Source organism: Planomonospora alba (assembly GCF_039534085.1).
In the GTDB taxonomy this organism is placed as follows: Bacteria; Actinomycetota; Actinomycetes; order Streptosporangiales; family Streptosporangiaceae; genus Planomonospora_B; species Planomonospora_B alba.
The window spans coordinates 1-16182 of record NZ_BAAAUT010000096.1 but is presented as its reverse complement, the minus strand read 5'-3'; the positions used below and the strand labels follow the sequence as shown (position 1 = coordinate 16182).

Here is a 16182-nt window from a genome sequence, read left to right as displayed (position 1 = left end):
GCACCCCCCAGGACTCGACCAGCCGGAACAGCGCCACCTCGACCGCGAACAGCGCCGCCTGCGTGTAGGCGGTCTGGCCCAGCGCGGCGGCGTCGTCGAGCACCTCGGCCAGCGGCCGCTCCAGCAGCGGATCCAGCTCCGCGGCGACCGCGTCGAACGCCTGCGCGAACACCGGGAACGCCGCGTGCAGGCCCCGGCCCATCCCGGCGCGCTGGCTGCCCTGCCCGGTGAACAGGAACGCCGTCAACCCCTCACCGACCGCCCCCGCGACCACCCCCGCGGGCACCTCACCGGCCGCCAGACCCGCCAGCGCCTCCAACGCCCCCTGCCGGTCCCCGACCGGCACCACCGCCCGGTGCTCCAGCGCCGCCCGCGTCGTCACCAGCGAGAACGCCACGTCCCGCACGTCCAGCTCCGGCCGCGCGGCCACATACTCCCGCAGCCGCTCCGCCTGCGCCCGCAACGCCTGCGCGCTCCGGCCCGAGACCACCCACGGCACCGGTGCGTCCACCGGCAGCCCTCCGGCCGGCCGCTCCTGCGCCGCGGGGTCCTCGGGGGCCTCGGGCGCCTCCTCCACGATCACGTGCGCGTTGGTGCCGCTGATCCCGAACGACGAGACACCCGCCCGGCGCGGACGGTCGCTGCGCGGCCACTCCACCGCCTCGGTCAGCAGCCGCACGTCCCCGGCCGACCAGTCCACCTGCGGGGACGGCTCGTCCACGTGCAGCGTCTTCGGCAGCACGCCGTGCCGCATCGCCTGGACCATCTTGATCACACCGCCGACGCCGGCCGCCGCCTGGGTGTGCCCGAGGTTCGACTTCAGCGAGCCGAGCCGGAGCGGCTCGTCCCGGTCCTGGCCGTAGACCGCGATCAGCGCCTGCGCCTCGATCGGGTCGCCGAGCGTCGTGCCGGTGCCGTGCGCCTCGACGGCGTCGATGTCGGCGGGGACGAGTCCCGCGTTCGCCAGCGCCTGGCGGATGACCCGCTGCTGGGCGGGGCCGTTGGGGGCGGTCAGGCCGCTGGAGGCGCCGTCCTGGTTGACCGCCGAACCGCGCACCACCGCCAGCACCCGGTGCCCGTTGCGCCGGGCGTCCGACAGGCGCTCCAGCACCAGCACGCCGACGCCCTCGCCCCAGCCGGTGCCGTCGGCGGCGGCCGCGAACGACTTGCAGCGGCCGTCGGCGGCCAGGCCGCGCTCCCGGCTGAAGTCGATGAACGTCTCGGGCGTGGCCATCACGGTCACGCCGCCGGCCAGCGCGAGCGTGCACTCGCCCTGCCGCAGCGCCTGCATCGCCCAGTGCATCGCCACCAGCGACGACGAGCACGCCGTGTCCACCGTCACCGCCGGGCCCTCCAGGCCGAGGGTGTAGGCCACCCGGCCCGAGACGATGGCGCCCGTGCCGGCACTGCCCGCGTAGTCGTGGTACATCACCCCGGCGAACACGCCGGTCGGGCTGCCCTTCAGCGTGCCCGGATCCACCCCGGCGCTCTCCAGCGCCTCCCAGGACGCCTCCAGCAACAGCCGCTGCTGCGGGTCCATCACCAGCGCCTCACGCGGCGAGATACCGAAGAAGGCCGGGTCGAACTCCGCTGCGTCGTACAGGAAGCCGCCCTCGCGGGCGTAGGTCCTGCCCGGTGTGCCCGGCTCGGGGTCGTAGATGCCCTCGACGTCCCAGCCCCGGTCGGCCGGGAATTCCCCCACGGCGTCCGTTCCCGCGGCCACCAGGTTCCACAGGTCCTCCGGCGAGGAGACCCCTCCGGGGTAGCGGCACGCCATTCCCACGATCGCGATCGGCTCGCTGTTGCGCTGCTCGACCTCGCTCAGCCTTTTCCGCGCGGTGCGCAGGTCAGCGGTCGCGCGCTTGAGGTAGTCAAGAAGTTTCTGCTCGTTGTCCATGTGCGTCGCCCCACTGAACCCACGGATTCCGGCGATTCATCCCCATCGCCGATGGAATCCACGATCCAAATTGAAGGTGCGGGGAAACCGCACCAGAACATCGATATGTGGCTATACGCTATGAAAGGCGTATATGCCGATAAACCCCTAGCGACCCCTGAGCGCCGGTAGTTCACCACCGGAGGCGTCGAATCTCCGCTGCACGTAGGAGAGCGCGTCCAGCAGCCCGGACGAGGTCATGCCTCCCGGGCGGACCCCCTCCACGACGTGCGCGAGGGGCAGCGACCCGATGTCGGCCCACTGCAGCCGGCCCTCCGCGTCGATGCGGCTGCGGGTCCTGCCCCGGTTGTCCGGGTGCACGCAGTAGGGGATGTCCAGGTAGCCGTGGCTGAAGGCGCGCAGCAGCGCCCGCCCGACGTCCGCGTCCAGGTCCAGCACGGCCTCCACGAGCGCCCGCGCCTCCAGGTAGGTGGGCGTGTCCTCGGTGAGGGCCGGCCCGCGGGCCGGGCGCGCGGCGGCGGCCACCGCGGCGGCGTGCTCCAGCGCGGCGACGTTCTCCGCCACGGTGGGGATGCGGTGCGCCTCCGCGACCGTCTTGACGATCAGCCGCTCCGAGCTCGTGGCGACGGCCAGCTCCGCCGCCCGGCCCAGCAGGTGGTGGGCCCCCTCCGGGGTCACCGGGTAGACGCCCATGTAGGCGTAGATCACGACGTGCCACTCCACCTCGGGCAGCAGCTCCGCGCAGAGCCGCCGCAGCGCGAAGACCGCCTCCCGGTCCTGCTCGGCGTTCGTCTGCTGGGCGTAGCTGACCGAGATGCTGCGCAGGCCGTACATGCGGAAGAACAGCGCCTCCAGCACGCTGATGGCCACCAGCTGGCTCGGCGGGCACAGCTGCCCGAGCATGCAGCCGCCGAAGGTCTCCAGGTGCGGCTCCCGCCCGGCGTCGCGGAGCCGGGCGAACAGTTCGCAGCACCGCGCCCAGTTGCGCACCGACTCGGCCAGGGGCACCCGCCCGTACGGCAGGCAGTAGGAGACCGGTCCGCCCTCGGTCGCGTCGAGACCCGCCTCGATGAGCGCGGCGAAGATGGCCAGCGGGGTCGCCGAGCCGTGGCGGACCTGGACCGGGAAGTCGTCCCCCCGGATCCCGTCGAGCATCAGCCCGGTGGTCTGCGGCCCGTGGTTCACGATCGGATAACCGTTGAGCCGCAGGCCCGCCGCGAGCGCCCGCCGGGCCGCCTCGTGGTCCCCCACCCGGGTGTAGCTGTCGAGGGTGAGGGTGCCGACCGTGGTCGCCGCCGCCTCCTTCGTCGCCATCAGCCCCGAGCGCATCTCCCCCGGGTCGCTGAAACCCATGCGCGGCTGCACGACGAGGTTCCCGGCCGCGTGCGCGTCCAGCACGAAGCCGCCGAACCCCCTGCGGCGCCTGCGGGCCGGCGCCCGCCCGCCGGCGGGCGCGAGCCCGCTCACGGCAGCGCCCCCTGCACGGCCCCCTGTGGGGTCCCCTGCGCGGACCCCTGCGCGCCCAGCACCTCCTGCGCCCCCCGCGCCGACGCCCCGACCCGGCGCGGCAGCGACTCGGCGAAGCTGCGGAACGCCCGCGTGCCCGCGCCGTCCTCGACGACCATGTCGAATCCGGCCGCCAGCAGTTCCTCGACGTACCGGGCGTTCCCCGCGCCGGCGACGCCCAGCTTCCCGCCGATCACCACGGGGATGTCGGCGAGCGGCTCACGGGACCGCAGCTCCCGGATGACCCGGAGCCCCTCCTGGTGGCCGTGGCCGTTGACGCTGCTGATCACGACCAGGTCGGGCCGGCGCGCGCCGCACTCCTCCAGGAGCAGCTCGTCGGGGACGCAGGGCCCCAGGTTGACCACGTCGTAGCCGAGCTCCTCCAGGAAGAGCTGGAGGAAGACCAGGTTCCAGGTGTGCGCGTCGGAGGCGAGGCTGGTGACGATCACCGTCCGGCCGTTCCCCCCGGGGACCGCATCCGCCGTCCGGCCGTTCCTCCCGGGGACCGCGTCCGCCGTCACCGGCACGACCGCGTCCCCCACCCGGACGGCCGGCTCCGCGGGCCCGCTCATCCCGCGGCGACCGCCCCGTAGGCCCGCTGGTGCTCCAGCCGCGACACGGACACGATCTCACCCCCGCGCACGGTGATCTCGGTCGGCGCGGGCCGGCCGAGGAACATCAGCAGGCTGGAGGTGACCCCGTAGGCGCCCGCGTTGGGCACGGCCACGATGTCGCCGATCTTCAGCGGCGGGACCTTGATCTCCCGGCCGATGACGTCGCCGGGCGTGCAGAGCGGGCCGACGAGGCTCGCCGTCTCCTCCGCGTCGCCGGCCGGGTGGGTGAGCCGTACGGCGGGCGGGAGCAGCCGGCCGAGGCCGGACATGCCGCCGAAGGTGTTGATCCCCGCGTCCAGGATGACGAACTTCCGGCCGCGGCTCTCCTTGATGTTGACCACCTCGGCCAGCAGCTCGCCGCAGTCGCCCGCCAGGTAGCGGCCGGACTCGCAGGCGAACTCGGGGGTGCCCTCGCGCCAGCGCGGGAAGTGCGTGTCGAGCGCGGCCTCCAGCTCGGTGCGGAGCTTGGTGTAGCGGGGGCGCTGTCCGGGCACCGCGTAGGGCGCGGAGAACCCGCCGCCGATGTCCACGAAGTCCATCGGCACGCCGATCTCCTCCTGGAGGCGGGCGGCCACCGCGATGGTGTTCTGGAACTCGGCGATGAGGCTGTCCTCGTCGCGGGCGTTGCTCAGCGGGAACAGGTGGGCCCCGGCGATCCGGGTGCCCGGCACGCCGGTCAGCTCGGGCAGGACGGTGGCGAGCGTCTCGCTGTCGATGCCGAACTGCGAGGGGGTGCCGGTCATGCGGATGCTCGTGGTGGCGCTCGCCGAGACGCTGTTGATGCGGAGCAGGCAGTCGGCGACGACGCCGTGCGCGCTCGCCACGGACCCGATCCGCCGCAGGTCCGTCACGGACTCGACGGAGAACGTGCGCACGCCCTTGGCGATGGCCTCGTGCAGTTCGCCGGTGGTCTTGCCGGGCCCGGTGTAGAGGCAGTCGGCGCCGGAGAAGCCCGCCGCCAGCGCGACGGCCAGCTCGCCGGTGGAGCTGATCTCGGCCCGGCAGGCGCGCCCGCCGCCCTCCCGCATCGCCCGCACCACCTCCGGGTGCGGATTGGCCTTGATCGCGTAGAAGAGCGCGAACTCCTCCGGGAGGGAGGCGAACAGGTCGCGCCGCGCGGCCTGGACCCGGTCCAGGTCGTAGACGTACAGCGGCGTCCCGTAGCGGGCGGCGAGTTCGGCGTGGGCGGTCATCGGGTGCTCCCCTCGAAGAGCGCGGCCAGGGAGGCCCGCTCGTTCTTGCCGTGCAGTGTGAGCGGCAGGTCGGTGACGGTACGGCAGAGCGCGGGCACCTTGGCCGGCTCCAGGCGGCGGGCCAGCTCCCGCAGCACGACGTGCGGCTCCAGCTCGGTCTCCACGCAGAGCGCGAGGTCGCGGTCCGCGGTCGGGGGCAGCACCGCGGCGGCCCGCACCCCGGGCAGGTCCATCGCGGCGGCCTCGATCTCGATCGTGCTCATCCGGATGCCCTTGCGCTTGAACATGTCGTCGCGGCGGCCCTCGAAGTACAGGTAGCCGTCGGCGTCGAGGGAGCCGTAGTCGCCGGTGTGCAGCCGCGTCTCCCCCGTGGCGGGGTCGCGGCGGAACGTGCGGGCGGTCACCTCGGGAGCCCGCCAGTAGCCGGGCATCACGTGCGGGCCGGTGACGACGATCTCGCCGACCTGCCCCGGCGGCAGCTCCCGGCCGTCCTCGCCGAGGATCAGCACGCGGGTGCCCGGCAGCGGGCGGCCGACGGCGTCGGGGCGCTCGCGGTCCTCCTCCGGCGGCATGACCGAGATGCGCTTGCACTCGGTCTGGCCGAACTGGCGGACCACCCGGACGCCGGGGAAGGCCGCACGCAGCGCCTCGATCGTGGCGGGCGGCAGGGCGGCGCCGGTGTTGGTGAACATGCGCACCGGGGGCGGCGCCCCGGTCTCCCGCCGCGCGAGCGTGGCGATCATCGCGGCCAGCGACGGCACGATGGGGACCACGGTCGCGCCGGTCTCGCGCATCCGGCGGAGCAGGACCAGGTCGGACTCGGCGTCGGCGAGGACGATCTCGCAGCGGGCCGCGCAGGTCATCAGCACCTTGTACAGGCCGTAGTCCCAGGAGAGCGGGAACCGGCAGAAGACGACGTCGTCGGCGCGGTAGCCGAGCTCCCCGACGAGCGCGCGGGTCGCGAACACGACCTGCGCGTGCGGGCAGACGACCGCCTTCGGCGCGGCGGTGCTCCCGGAGGTGTAGATCAGCACGGCGACGTCGTCGGGCCGGACCCCGTCCGGTGCGGGGGCGCTCCCCTCCCGCGCCCCCTGCCCGGCGGCCCGCTCGACCTCGGTCCAGACGGAGCCCAGGTCGTGCACCGGGGCGGAGGTCAGCCCCGCCAGCACGCCGGTCCGCTCGCCCGTCGTGATGACGAGCGCCGGCTCGGCGTTGCCGATGACCGCGCCGAGGTGGAACTCCTTCATCGCCGGGTTGACCGGCACGAAGACCGCCCCGATCCGGGAGGCCCCGTAGAACAGGGCGACCGTCTCCCGGATGCTGGGCAGCTGGACCAGGACGCGGTCGCCGCGCCCGACGCCCCGCGCGGCGAGCCAGGCGGCGGCCGCCCGGCTCAGCTCGCCGAGCCGGGCGTAGGTCCACACGCCCGCCGCGTCGCGCACCGCGTGCGCGTCGGGCGCGTCGGCCACGGCCTCGTCCAAGAGAGAGTGGATAAGTGCGCCCGGCCGTACGCCGGGTCCGGGATTCGCGTGGATCACGCCCATCGAGCTCTCCGCAGCCTCGAGGAAAGGACAACGACCGGGGGCCTGAAAGTGGAAATATCCCCTTTAAAAGGCTAGGCGGCCGTGTCCTCGCGCAATACCCCTATGCACCCCACTGAGTTTTCCGCGACCCGCGGCCGGCCCCGTGGAGGCCCTCGGCCCGCGCTCCCGGAAACGGCCTAGGAGGCGTTTCCCGCGAGTTCCGCGGCGCGCGCCCGGAGCACCGAGCGGTCGATTTTCCGGTTGGGGTTCAGCGGCATTTCCGGCAGCCGGAGGAAACGCCGGGGGATCATCTGCTCGGGCAGGACCGCGCGCAGCTCCTTGGCCAGCTGGGCGGGCGGCGCCCCGGCGCCGGTGTAGAAGGCGTACAGCTCCAGGCCGCCCGCGGCGGGCGCGCCCACCGCCACCGCCTCCTCCACGCCCGAGCAGGACCGCAGCGCGTGCTCGATCTCCGCCAGCTCGATCCGCAGGCCCTGCACCTGCACCTGCGAGTCCAGCCGCCCGAGGTAGGCCAGCTCGCCCTCCCCGGTCCGGCGCACCCGGTCCCCGGTCCGGTACCACAGCCGCGACCCGCGCCGCAGGAACCGCCCCTCGTTGTCGGCCGGGTCGAGGTAGCCGGGGGTCATCTGCGGCCCGCTGATGCACAGCTCGCCCTCGGTCTCCGCCTCGCCGCCGTCGTCGCCGAGGAGGAAGTGCTCGTGCCCGTCGTGGACCCGGCCGATGGGCACCACGCCGTTGGCGGCCAGGCGCGGGGTCAGCTCCGCCGACCAGCGGTGCCCGCTGACGGTGATGGTCAGCTCGGTCGGGCCGTACAGGTTCTCCACGACCGAGCCGGGCGCGGCCCGCTCCCAGTCCGCGGCGTCCTCGCAGCGCAGCGCCTCGCCCGCGAAGAAGCTCCAGCGCAGGCCCGGGAAGGCGCCCTCGCGCAGCCCGCCCGTCCGGCGGATCAGCGAGACGGCGCTCGGCGTGGAGAACCAGACCGTCACGCCCTGCTCGGCGCAGAAGGCCGGCATGTCCCGGTAGGCGCCCGGCGGGACGGCCACCACGGTGGCGCCCGCGCCCCAGGCGCAGAACAGGTCGAACATCGCGCAGTCGAAGTTCAGGTCGAAGACCTGCGTGAAGACGTCGTCGGGGGTGAAGTCGTAGCGGGCGTCCAGCAGCCGGAAGTAGTGGCCGGTGTTGCCGTGGGTGATGGTCACGCCCTTGGGCCGGCCGGTCGAGCCGGAGGTGAACAGGACGTAGGCGATGCCCGCCGGGCCCACCGGCCGGGGCTCGGCGAGGGCGTGCCGGTCCTCCACGGCGATCGGCGTCCAGGTGACGCCCTCCCCCGGGCCGCCGCCGGGCGCCAGCACCGGCAGGTCGCCGCCGGCGCCCAGCAGCTCGGGCAGGACCGCGCACCCGCGCTCGTCGGCGATGACCGCCGCGACGCCGGCCGCGTCGGCCATCGCGCGCAGGCGGGCGGCGGGGAAGGCCGGCTGGAGCGGCACCACGGTGGCCCCGGCGTACAGCCCGGCCAGGATCCCCACGTAGGCGTGGACGCTCTTGGCCGCGAGCACCCCGACGGCCTTCGGCGGGACCGGGCCGTGCTCCAGCAGCGCCCCGGCCCAGCGCAGCGCCAGCCGGTGCGCCTCGGCGTAGGTGATCTCGTCGGCGCCGACCCGGACCGCGGCCCGGTCCGGGGACAGGGCGAGACCCCGCAGGAAACGCCCGTGCAGTGCGTGCTCGAATTTTCCGGACACAATTGCTCCTCGCGATTAAGGGGTTTATCTGGGGTACCCGGGGCGCCCCTTCCCGATTAAATTCACCGATAAATTGGAAAGATGGGAGCCATTCATCATGTGGGACCAGCAGTTCGAGGAGATCCTCCGTCCGCACCTGCCGTTCCTCCCGGCCGACGAGAAGCTCGACCCCGACACCGGGCTCCGCGATTTCGGGCTCGACTCGCTCGGGATGGTGGAGCTGCTCGCGACCCTGGAGAGCGTGTACGACGTGCGTTTCCGGGACGACGCGCTGACCCTGGACACGTTCGCCACCCCGGGCCTGCTGTGGAGCGCGCTGTCGGCGGTCCGCGAGCCGGTCGCCTGACCGGCCCGCGGACCGGCGGCTAGGCGGCCCCGGTTCCGGCCCCCGCCCCCGCCCGGGGGCGGGGCCGGGGCCGGGGCCGCAGTGCGGTGCGGGGGTTGACCGGCACGACCTCGAAGTTCCTGCGGGTGCAGCCGACCCGGCCGAAGAGGCTGTCCGGGCCGGCGACGTACACCGTGCCCACGCCCCGGGCCTTGAGCGAGCCGACCACGTCGGGCCAGCGCAGCGGGCGGACGAACCCCTCCAGGAGCATGGTCCGCATGCCCTCGGCGGTGGTCACCAGCGACCCGTCCTGGTCGGCGACGACGGGGACCGCCGGGTCGGCGAACTCCAGCCGCCCCACCACCTCGTCCTCGGCCTTGCGGCGCAGCGCGCCGAAGGCCGCCGAGTGCATCGGCGGGCGCATCGTGTACAGCGACATGGCGCCGATGCCGCGCAGCCGCCGCTCCAGCCATTCGAGGTTGCGCTCGCGCAGCGAGACCATGAAGAAGTCGTCGTCGACGTAGCACGAGATGTCGTGCCACTCGCCGCGCTCCTCCAGGTCGGCCAGGATCTCGGCGAGCTCGCCGGCCGGGGCCCGCACGAACGAGTGCGTCACCACGTCGGTGTGCTCGACGGCGAAGTACTCCTCCAGGCAGCGGGCCAGCTCCGCGGTCATCCACACGGCGTCGTCGAACGGCAGCGCGCCGGTGTAGGCGATCGCGGACTTCTCCCCGAAGCTGGCCCCGGTGCACAGCTGCGGCCGGACGCCGAGGGTGTGCTCGGCCCACTGCGCCAGGGCGACGCAGTTGACGAGGAAGGCGACCTGCGCGTACACGCTGTAGTCGCCCTCCGTCTCGCGGAACCGGTCGACCAGGGAGTAGCCGAGCCGCGCGTCGGCGGCGGCCACCAGCCGCCGCGCGAACGGGTTGATCACCATGAAGCGGCCGACGTCCTCGAACCGGGACGGTCCCATGCCGGGGAAGACGAAGGCGCTCGCCGCGCCGGCTCCGCCCTCCCCGGAGCCGCCGCCCGGCCCGGCCTGCGCCGTACCGCCCGCCGCCGGAGTCGCCGCGGGCCCGCTCACCGGGCCACGCTCCCCGCGCTCCCGGAGGCCGCCAGGCCGTTCCGGCCCGCCACCGCACCCGCCGGATCCGCCAGTCCCGCCAGGAACTCCGTCATGACCTCGGTGAAGCGCTCGGGCTCCTCCAGGTGGGGCGTGTGGCTGGAGTCCTCGAAGACCACCCAGCGGGCGCCGGCGATGCCGTCCTGGAAGGGCTGCACCGTGGCGGGGGTCGCCTCGTCGTGGCGACCGGAGATGATCAGGGTCGGCACGTCGATGTCCGCCAGGCGGTCCTCCACCCCCCAGTCCTTCAGGGTGCCGATGACGTGGAACTCCGTCGGCCCGTTCATGGTGTGGTAGACGGTCGGGTCGTGGTGGATCTCCATGAAGGAGGCGAAGAAGTCCCGCGGCCACGGGTCCACCCGGCACACGTGCTTGTCGTAGAAGACGCGCATCGCCGCGAAGTACTCGTCGGTGTCGGTCGTCCCGGCCTCCTCGTGCCGGCGCAGCGTCTCGTCCACCCCCGGCGGCAGCTGCGCGCGCAGCACCTTCATCTCCCGCAGCCAGAGCGGGTAGGACGCCGGCGAGTTCGCGATCACCAGCCCGCGCAGCCCGGCCGGCCGGCCGGCGGCGTGCTCGGCGGCGAGCATGCCGCCCCAGGAGTGGCCGTAGAGCACGTAGCCGTCGTCGATCCCCAGCCGCCGGAGCAGGTTGTCCAGCTCGTCGAGGAAGAGCCGCACGGTCCAGAAGTCGGCCCCCTTGTCCGGCAGCCGGGTGGAGCCGCCGTTGCCGAGCTGGTCGTAGTGGACGACGGGGTGGCCGGATGCCTCGGCGAGGGAGGCCATGGCCAGCAGGTAGTCGTGGGTGCTGCCGGGGCCGCCGTGCGCGACCACCAGCGGCGGCAGGCCGGAGCCCAGGTCGCCGGTGACCCGGTACCAGGTCTTGTAGGCGCCGAAGGGGACGGTCCCCCGGGCGCTGGGGGCTGGAGGCATCTCACTCACCTGTCCGTACGTTGACGTTGCGCAGGAGGGGGACGGCCAGGACGGCCGTGATGATCACGACGCCCGCCGCGGCCAGGGCCGAGGCGTGCATGCCGGCGGTGAATGCCTCCCGGGCCGTGTCCAGGAGCTGCGCGCCGGTCTCGCCGGGCAGGCCGGCGGCCGTCTCGGCCGCGCCGCCCAGCGTGTCGCGGGCCGCCTCCGCGGCCTGCGGCGGCAGGCCGGCGGGCAGGCCGTCCTCGACCCGCGCGCGGTAGACCGCGGTGCCGACGCTGCCGAGGATCGCGATGCCGAGCGCGCCGCCGAGCTCGGTGCCGGTCTCCGACAGGCCGGAGGCGACGCCCGCCCGCTCGGGCGGGGCGGCCGACAGGATCATGTCGGAGGCCAGCGTGATGACCATGCCGAGGCCGAGCGTCATCACCGCGGAACCGGTGACGATCATGCCCGGTCCGGAGTCGGCCTGGGCCTGGGTGATGATCGCGAAACCGGCCGCGGCGATGACCAGGCCGGCCCCGACGACGTAGGCGTGCTTGACCGAGCGCACCAGCGCGGGCGCGGCGGTGGCGGCGACGACCATGCCGATCACCGAGACCATCGACCACAGCGCCGCGGTGAACGGCCGCATGCCGAGCACCAGCTGGAGGTACTGCGCGGCGAACAGGCCGGAGCCGACCATGGCGAAGAGCGCGAAGGTGTTGACCGCCAGCGACATGCCGAACGCGCGGTCGCGGAAGAGCGTGCGGTCGACCAGCGCGCCGGGGCGCTTCTGCCGGGCCCAGAACACCGCGCCCGCGACCAGGCCGAGGCCGATCGAGGCGGCCACGATCCAGTCGAAGCCGTCCTCGGCCAGCCGCTTGACGCCGTAGATGGCCGCGAGCATCGTCACCAGCGACAGCACCGCGCTGACCAGGTCGAAGCGGCTGGCGCCCGGGTCGCGGTACTCCGGCAGCAGCAGCGGCGCGCACACCAGCAGCAGCACCATCACCGGGACGTTGATCAGGAAGACCGAGCCCCACCAGAAGCGCTCCAGCAGGAAGCCTCCGATGATCGGCCCGACCATGGCGCCGCCGCCGAAGGCGGCCGTCCACGCGCCGATGGCCGCGGTGCGCTGCTGCGGGTCGTGGAACATGTTGCGGATCAGGGAGAGCGTCGACGGCGCCAGCGTGGCGGCGGCCAGGCCCATCAGCACGCGGGCGCCGATCAGCAGCTCCGGCGTGTCGGCGTAGGCCGCCAGCAGCGAGGCCGCGCCGAACGCGACGGCCCCGACCATCAGCAGCAGGCGGCGGCCGATCCGGTCGCCCAGGGCGCCCATCGTGATGAGCAGCCCGGCCATCAGAAACCCGTAGGCGTCCAGGATCCACAGCAGCTGGGAGCCGGTGGGCCTCAGGTCCGCACTGAAGAACGGCGTCGCCAGGAACAGGACGGTGTTGTCCATGGAGACGATCAGGGCGGGGAGGAGGAGCACGGCCAGGCCGGTCCACTCCCGCCGTCCGGCCTTCAATGTCGTGCTTTCAGTCATCGTTACCTCGCTTCTGCACGGTTTCTTCGAGCCGCCCGACGACGTCTCGGGGGCTCGGGGTCGCCAGCATCTCCTGCTGGACGCGGGTCGCGTTCTCACGGAACGACGGCTCGTCCAGCAGCCGGTAGAGCTCGCTCTTCAGCAGGTCTGCGGAGAGCGACGCGGGATCGATCACGGTTCCCGCGCCGGTCGAGGCCAGGGCGGCGGCGTAGACCGGCTCGCCCCAGATGTTGCTCGGCACGATGAGCTGCGGCACTCCGTGGACCAGCGCGGTGCCCAGCGTGCCCGCGCCGCCGTGGTGGATGATCGCCGCGCAGGTGGGGGCGAGCGCGTTCAGCGGGACGAAGTCGAAGAGCCGGACGTTGTCGGGGACCGCGGCGCCGGGCGCCAGCCGGTCCGCGCCGACGGTGGCGATCACCTCGACGTCGAGCGCCGCCACCGCGTCCAGCAGGTCGGAGGTGGAGACACCGCCCCCGCCCTCGTGCACGCCGAAGGCGCTGCCCGTCACGCCGAGCGTGAGGCAGACGCGGGGGCGGTGGGGCTCGCGCAGCAGCCAGTTCGGGATCACCGCGGCGCCGTTGTAGGGCACGTAGCGCATCGGGACGCGCGGCACGGCGAGCGGGAAGCGCGTCCAGGACGGCAGCGGGTCGACGGTCACCTCGCCGGTCACCGCGGTCTCGTCGAAGGCGGCGCCGTACCGGGCCAGCTTGCGGGTCAGGTAGGCGGTCAGCGGGTCGTCCCCCCCGCCTCCCTGCGCGCGCAGCAGGTCGCGCATCCGGACCCAGTGGTCCTGGACCACGAGCACGCGCGCGTGCGCCGCGCCGGCCGCCCTGGCCGCCACCGGGCCGGCGTAGGTGAGCGAGTCCCAGACCACCAGGTCCGGCCGCCAGGCGCGGGCGAACTCCACCAGGTCGTCGGTCATCGCGTCGTCGGTCAGGTACTCGCAGACGACGGAGGTGTAGGCGTCGAGGGCGCCGCGCACGTACTCGGGGGTCAGCACCTCGGGGCGCGTCTCGGCGATGTCGTGGCCGAGGCCGTAGGGCGACGTCCCGTCACCCATCGCCGCGCCGTCGGATTTGGCCATCTCCTCTCCGACCGCCACCGCGGTCAGTCCCGTGCGGGTTATCGCCTCGGTGAGATTGGGCTGGCTGGCGACGCACACCTCGTGGCCGGCCGACCGGAGCGCCCAGGCCAGCGGGACCAGGTTGTTCAGGTGCGAGGTCGCCGCGAGGGTCGTTAAAAGGACGCGCATGAATCCTCCCGGTAGCGCGGACGGTGACAGCCACCGCTCAGAGGCTAGAAGTGCGGCGCCGCCGGGAGAACCCCTGTATCGGAAGTAAGGGGAGAAATAGGGGTTGAGCCGCCCGGCCCGCCGCTGGCATTTTCGATTGCGGGTGGACCGGTGAAAGGAAAACACATTATGACAATAATGGAAAGAAAAACCAGCCTGTGGATAAGGCGTTTCAATCCCGCGGAGGGGGCCCGCGCCCGGCTGGTCTGCTTTCCGCACGCCGGCGGGTCCGCGAGCTTCTACTTCCCGCTCGCCCAGACGATGCCGCCCTCGGTCGAGGTGGTGGCGGTGCAGTACCCGGGCCGGCAGGACCGCCGGCACGAGCGGCCCATCGACGACATCGCCGAGCTGGCCGACCGGATCGCCGGCGAGCTGGCCCCGTGGACGGACCTGCCGCTCGCGCTGTTCGGCCACAGCCTGGGCGCGACGCTCGCCTTCGAGGTCGCCCGCAGGCTGGAGCGCTCCGGCACCGTGCCGATCGGCCTGTTCGCCTCCGGGCGGCGCGCCCCCTCCCGGCACCGGGACGAGCGGGTGCACCAGGGCGACGACCGGGCCCTGCTGGCCCAGCTGAAGCGGCTCAACGGCACCGACGCGCAGGTCTTCGGCGACGAGGAGGTCGTCCGCATGATCCTGCCGGCGCTGCGCAGCGACTACCGGGCGGCCGAGACCTACCGCTACCGCCCCGGCCCCCGGCTGAGCTGCCCGGTCTACGCGCTGACCGGCGACGACGACGCGATGGTGACCGTCGAGGAGGCCTCCGCCTGGGGCGAGCACACCAGCGGCCCCTTCGAGCTGCGCGTCTACCCGGGCGGCCACTTCTTCCTGACCGCGCACGCGGCCTCCATCCGGGACCTCGTCTCCCACCACATCGGCGCGCACGCCGCGCACGCCCAGCACCTGTGAAGATTGGCGGAACACCATCCATGGAATCGCGCAAGCTCTCCGTCGAGGGCGCCTTCGAGTTCACCCCGCGGGTCTTCCCCGACGATCGGGGCGTGTTCGTCTCGCCGTACCAGGAGGCGGCCTTCGTCGAGGCCGTCGGCCACCCGCTCTTCCCGGTGGCGCAGAGCAACCACAGCAACTCCCGGCGCGGCGTGCTGCGCGGGATCCACTTCACCCTCACCCCGCCAGGCACCGCCAAGTACGTCCACTGCGCGCGCGGCCGGGCGATCGACATCATCGTCGACATCCGCGTCGGCTCACCGACGTTCGGCCGGTGGGACGCCGCCGTGCTCGACCCGCAGACGTTCCGCGCCATGTACTTCCCGCCCGGGGTCGGCCACGCCTTCCTCGCGCTGGAGGACGACACGGTGATGTCCTACATGCTCTCCGAGCGCTACGTCGCCGCCAACGAGCTGGCCCTGGACCCGTTCGACCCGGCGATCGGCCTGGAGCTCCCCGAGGGCATGGAGTTCGTCCAGTCCGAGCGGGACCGCGAGGCGCCCACCCTGGCGGAGGCGCGGGCCGCGGGCCTGCTGCCCGAGTACGCCACCTGCCTGAAGATCGAAGACTCCTTCCGGCGCGCGTGACGGGGGACGAGCAGATGCCTTCATCGCGCGTGGCGGTCCTGGGCGCGACCGGCTGCGTCGGGCGGCAGGTGTGCGCGGCGCTGGACCGCGCCGGGTACGGCGTGCTGGCGGTCGCCCGCACCCCCGCCCCCCACGTGTCCGCCTTCCCCTTCCTGGCCATGGACGTCGCGGCGGCCTCCCCGTCGAAGATCGCCGAGATCCTCGACGGGGAGGGCGTGGACGCGGTCGTCAACGCCACCGGCGGCTGGGCCCGGGAGGAGTCCGAGATGGCCTACGCCCACGTGCGCCTGGTCGAGCGGGTCGTCGAGGCCGCCGGTCTGGCGGCCCGCCCGCCGCGCCTGGTGCACCTGGGCACCATCCACGAGTACGGCCCGGTGCCGGAGGGCACGGTCATCGACGAGTCCGTCGAGCCGCGGCCCGTCACGCCGTACGCGCGCACGAAGCTGGCCGGCTCGCAGGCCGTGCTCGCGGCCGGGCACCTCGACGCGGTGGTGCTGCGGGCCGTCAACGTGTGCGGCCCGCACACCACGCAGGCGAGCTTCCTCGGCATGGTCGCGGCGAAGCTGCGCACGGCCACCCCGGCCGGGGGCGTGGAGCTGACCATCGCCGACGCCCGGCGCGACTACGTCGACGTGCGCGATCTCGCCGACGCGGTGGTCGCCGCCGTGGCGACCCCCGCCGCGCGCGGGGCGCTCAACATCGGCCGGGGCGTCGCCACCGGCATGCGCGAGCTGGTCGCCCTGCTGGTGGCCGCGGCCGGTCTCCCGCCCGAGGCGCTGCGCGAGCGCGACGCGCACGTGGAGAGCAAGGGCGGCGACTGGACGCTCGCCGACATCGCCCTCGCCGGGCGCGTGCTCGGCTGGCGGCCCCGGATCGGCATCGAGCAGTCGATCCGGGACATGTGGGCCTCCCTGGCCCCCCCCCCCCCCCCCCCCCCCCCCCCCCCCCCCCCCCCCCCCCCCCCCCCCCC

The 16182-nt window shown here is 73.8% G+C and carries 14 protein-coding genes; 4 read left to right on the top strand and 10 right to left on the bottom strand.

Features of this window, described 5'->3' with window-relative positions; translation table 11 throughout:
- From ABD823_RS32995 to ABD823_RS32970, 6 genes are all read right to left on the bottom strand, one after another.
- Positions 1-1897, bottom strand: a 1897-nt coding sequence (locus ABD823_RS32995) for a type I polyketide synthase (RefSeq protein WP_344866618.1), incomplete at its 3' end; no start/stop codon positions are given.
- Between the two features lie 147 nt (positions 1898-2044).
- Positions 2045-3364, bottom strand: a complete 1320-nt coding sequence (locus ABD823_RS32990; protein ID WP_344866616.1) for a methylaspartate mutase — start codon at positions 3362-3364, stop codon at positions 2045-2047.
- The gene (locus ABD823_RS32985) at positions 3361-3852 is read right to left on the bottom strand and encodes a cobalamin B12-binding domain-containing protein (RefSeq protein WP_344866614.1); all 492 of its coding nucleotides are present in this window, start codon (positions 3850-3852) and stop codon (positions 3361-3363) included. The genes ABD823_RS32990 and ABD823_RS32985 overlap by 4 nt, the downstream gene beginning before the upstream one ends.
- A gap of 119 nt (positions 3853-3971) precedes the next feature.
- Complete coding sequence (locus ABD823_RS32980; RefSeq protein WP_344866612.1) at positions 3972-5210, bottom strand: type III PLP-dependent enzyme domain-containing protein; 1239 nt, start codon at positions 5208-5210, stop codon at positions 3972-3974.
- Positions 5207-6691: an AMP-binding protein gene (locus tag ABD823_RS32975; protein ID WP_344866610.1), complete on the bottom strand. Its 1485-nt coding sequence runs from the start codon at positions 6689-6691 to the stop codon at positions 5207-5209. The genes ABD823_RS32980 and ABD823_RS32975 overlap by 4 nt, the downstream gene beginning before the upstream one ends.
- A 239-nt stretch (positions 6692-6930) precedes the next feature.
- Positions 6931-8490, bottom strand: a complete 1560-nt coding sequence (locus ABD823_RS32970; RefSeq protein WP_344866608.1) for an AMP-binding protein — start codon at positions 8488-8490, stop codon at positions 6931-6933.
- Between the two features lie 97 nt (positions 8491-8587).
- On the opposite strand from ABD823_RS32970, the gene ABD823_RS32965 reads away from it, so the two are divergent.
- A complete protein-coding gene (locus ABD823_RS32965) occupies positions 8588-8836 on the top strand; it encodes an acyl carrier protein (RefSeq protein ID WP_344866606.1) in 249 nt (82 codons plus the stop codon).
- A gap of 19 nt (positions 8837-8855) precedes the next feature.
- Here the strand turns inward: ABD823_RS32965 and ABD823_RS32960 are convergent, their stop codons facing one another.
- Genes ABD823_RS32960 through ABD823_RS32945 form a run of 4 tightly spaced genes read right to left on the bottom strand, consistent with a single transcriptional unit; the run spans position 8856 to position 13644 of the window.
- Complete coding sequence (locus ABD823_RS32960; protein WP_344866604.1) at positions 8856-9899, bottom strand: ACP S-malonyltransferase; 1044 nt, start codon at positions 9897-9899, stop codon at positions 8856-8858.
- On the bottom strand, positions 9896-10867 hold the full coding sequence (locus ABD823_RS32955; protein WP_344866603.1) for a proline iminopeptidase-family hydrolase: 972 nt from the start codon (positions 10865-10867) through the stop codon (positions 9896-9898). Before ABD823_RS32955 ends, ABD823_RS32960 begins: the two co-directional genes overlap by 4 nt.
- A gap of 1 nt (position 10868) precedes the next feature.
- Positions 10869-12392 carry an MFS transporter gene (locus ABD823_RS32950; RefSeq protein ID WP_344866601.1) on the bottom strand — a complete coding sequence of 508 codons (1524 nt, stop codon included), beginning with the start codon at positions 12390-12392 and terminating at the stop codon, positions 10869-10871.
- Entirely contained in the window at positions 12385-13644 is a 1260-nt protein-coding gene (locus tag ABD823_RS32945; protein WP_344866599.1) for an activator-dependent family glycosyltransferase, read from the bottom strand. Before ABD823_RS32945 ends, ABD823_RS32950 begins: the two co-directional genes overlap by 8 nt.
- Before the next feature lie 177 nt (positions 13645-13821).
- Here ABD823_RS32945 and ABD823_RS32940 point away from each other — a divergent pair, with 177 nt between their 5' ends.
- The 3 genes from ABD823_RS32940 to ABD823_RS32930 form a co-directional block, all read left to right on the top strand.
- On the top strand, positions 13822-14586 hold the full coding sequence (locus tag ABD823_RS32940; protein WP_344866597.1) for a thioesterase II family protein: 765 nt from the start codon (positions 13822-13824) through the stop codon (positions 14584-14586).
- 20 nt (positions 14587-14606) lie between these two features.
- Positions 14607-15212: a dTDP-4-dehydrorhamnose 3,5-epimerase family protein gene (locus ABD823_RS32935; RefSeq protein ID WP_344866595.1), complete on the top strand. Its 606-nt coding sequence runs from the start codon at positions 14607-14609 to the stop codon at positions 15210-15212.
- Between the two features lie 14 nt (positions 15213-15226).
- Positions 15227-16182 (top strand): NAD-dependent epimerase/dehydratase family protein (locus ABD823_RS32930; RefSeq protein ID WP_344866593.1); only part of this gene is annotated, 956 nt, incomplete at its 3' end.

What these genes read in the sequence shown, in the direction of transcription:
- ABD823_RS32965 (WP_344866606.1), top strand. Translation starts at nt 8,588, where the DNA reads ATGTGGGACCAGCAGTTCGAGGAGATCCTCCGTCCGCACCTGCCGTTC.
- ABD823_RS32955 (WP_344866603.1), bottom strand. Translation starts at nt 10,867, where the DNA reads ATGCCTCCAGCCCCCAGCGCCCGGGGGACCGTCCCCTTCGGCGCCTAC.
- ABD823_RS32935 (WP_344866595.1), top strand. Translation starts at nt 14,607, where the DNA reads ATGGAATCGCGCAAGCTCTCCGTCGAGGGCGCCTTCGAGTTCACCCCG.
- ABD823_RS32940 (WP_344866597.1), top strand. Translation starts at nt 13,822, where the DNA reads ATGGAAAGAAAAACCAGCCTGTGGATAAGGCGTTTCAATCCCGCGGAG.
- ABD823_RS32980 (WP_344866612.1), bottom strand. Translation starts at nt 5,210, where the DNA reads ATGACCGCCCACGCCGAACTCGCCGCCCGCTACGGGACGCCGCTGTAC.
- ABD823_RS32950 (WP_344866601.1), bottom strand. Translation starts at nt 12,392, where the DNA reads ATGACTGAAAGCACGACATTGAAGGCCGGACGGCGGGAGTGGACCGGC.
- ABD823_RS32945 (WP_344866599.1), bottom strand. Translation starts at nt 13,644, where the DNA reads ATGCGCGTCCTTTTAACGACCCTCGCGGCGACCTCGCACCTGAACAAC.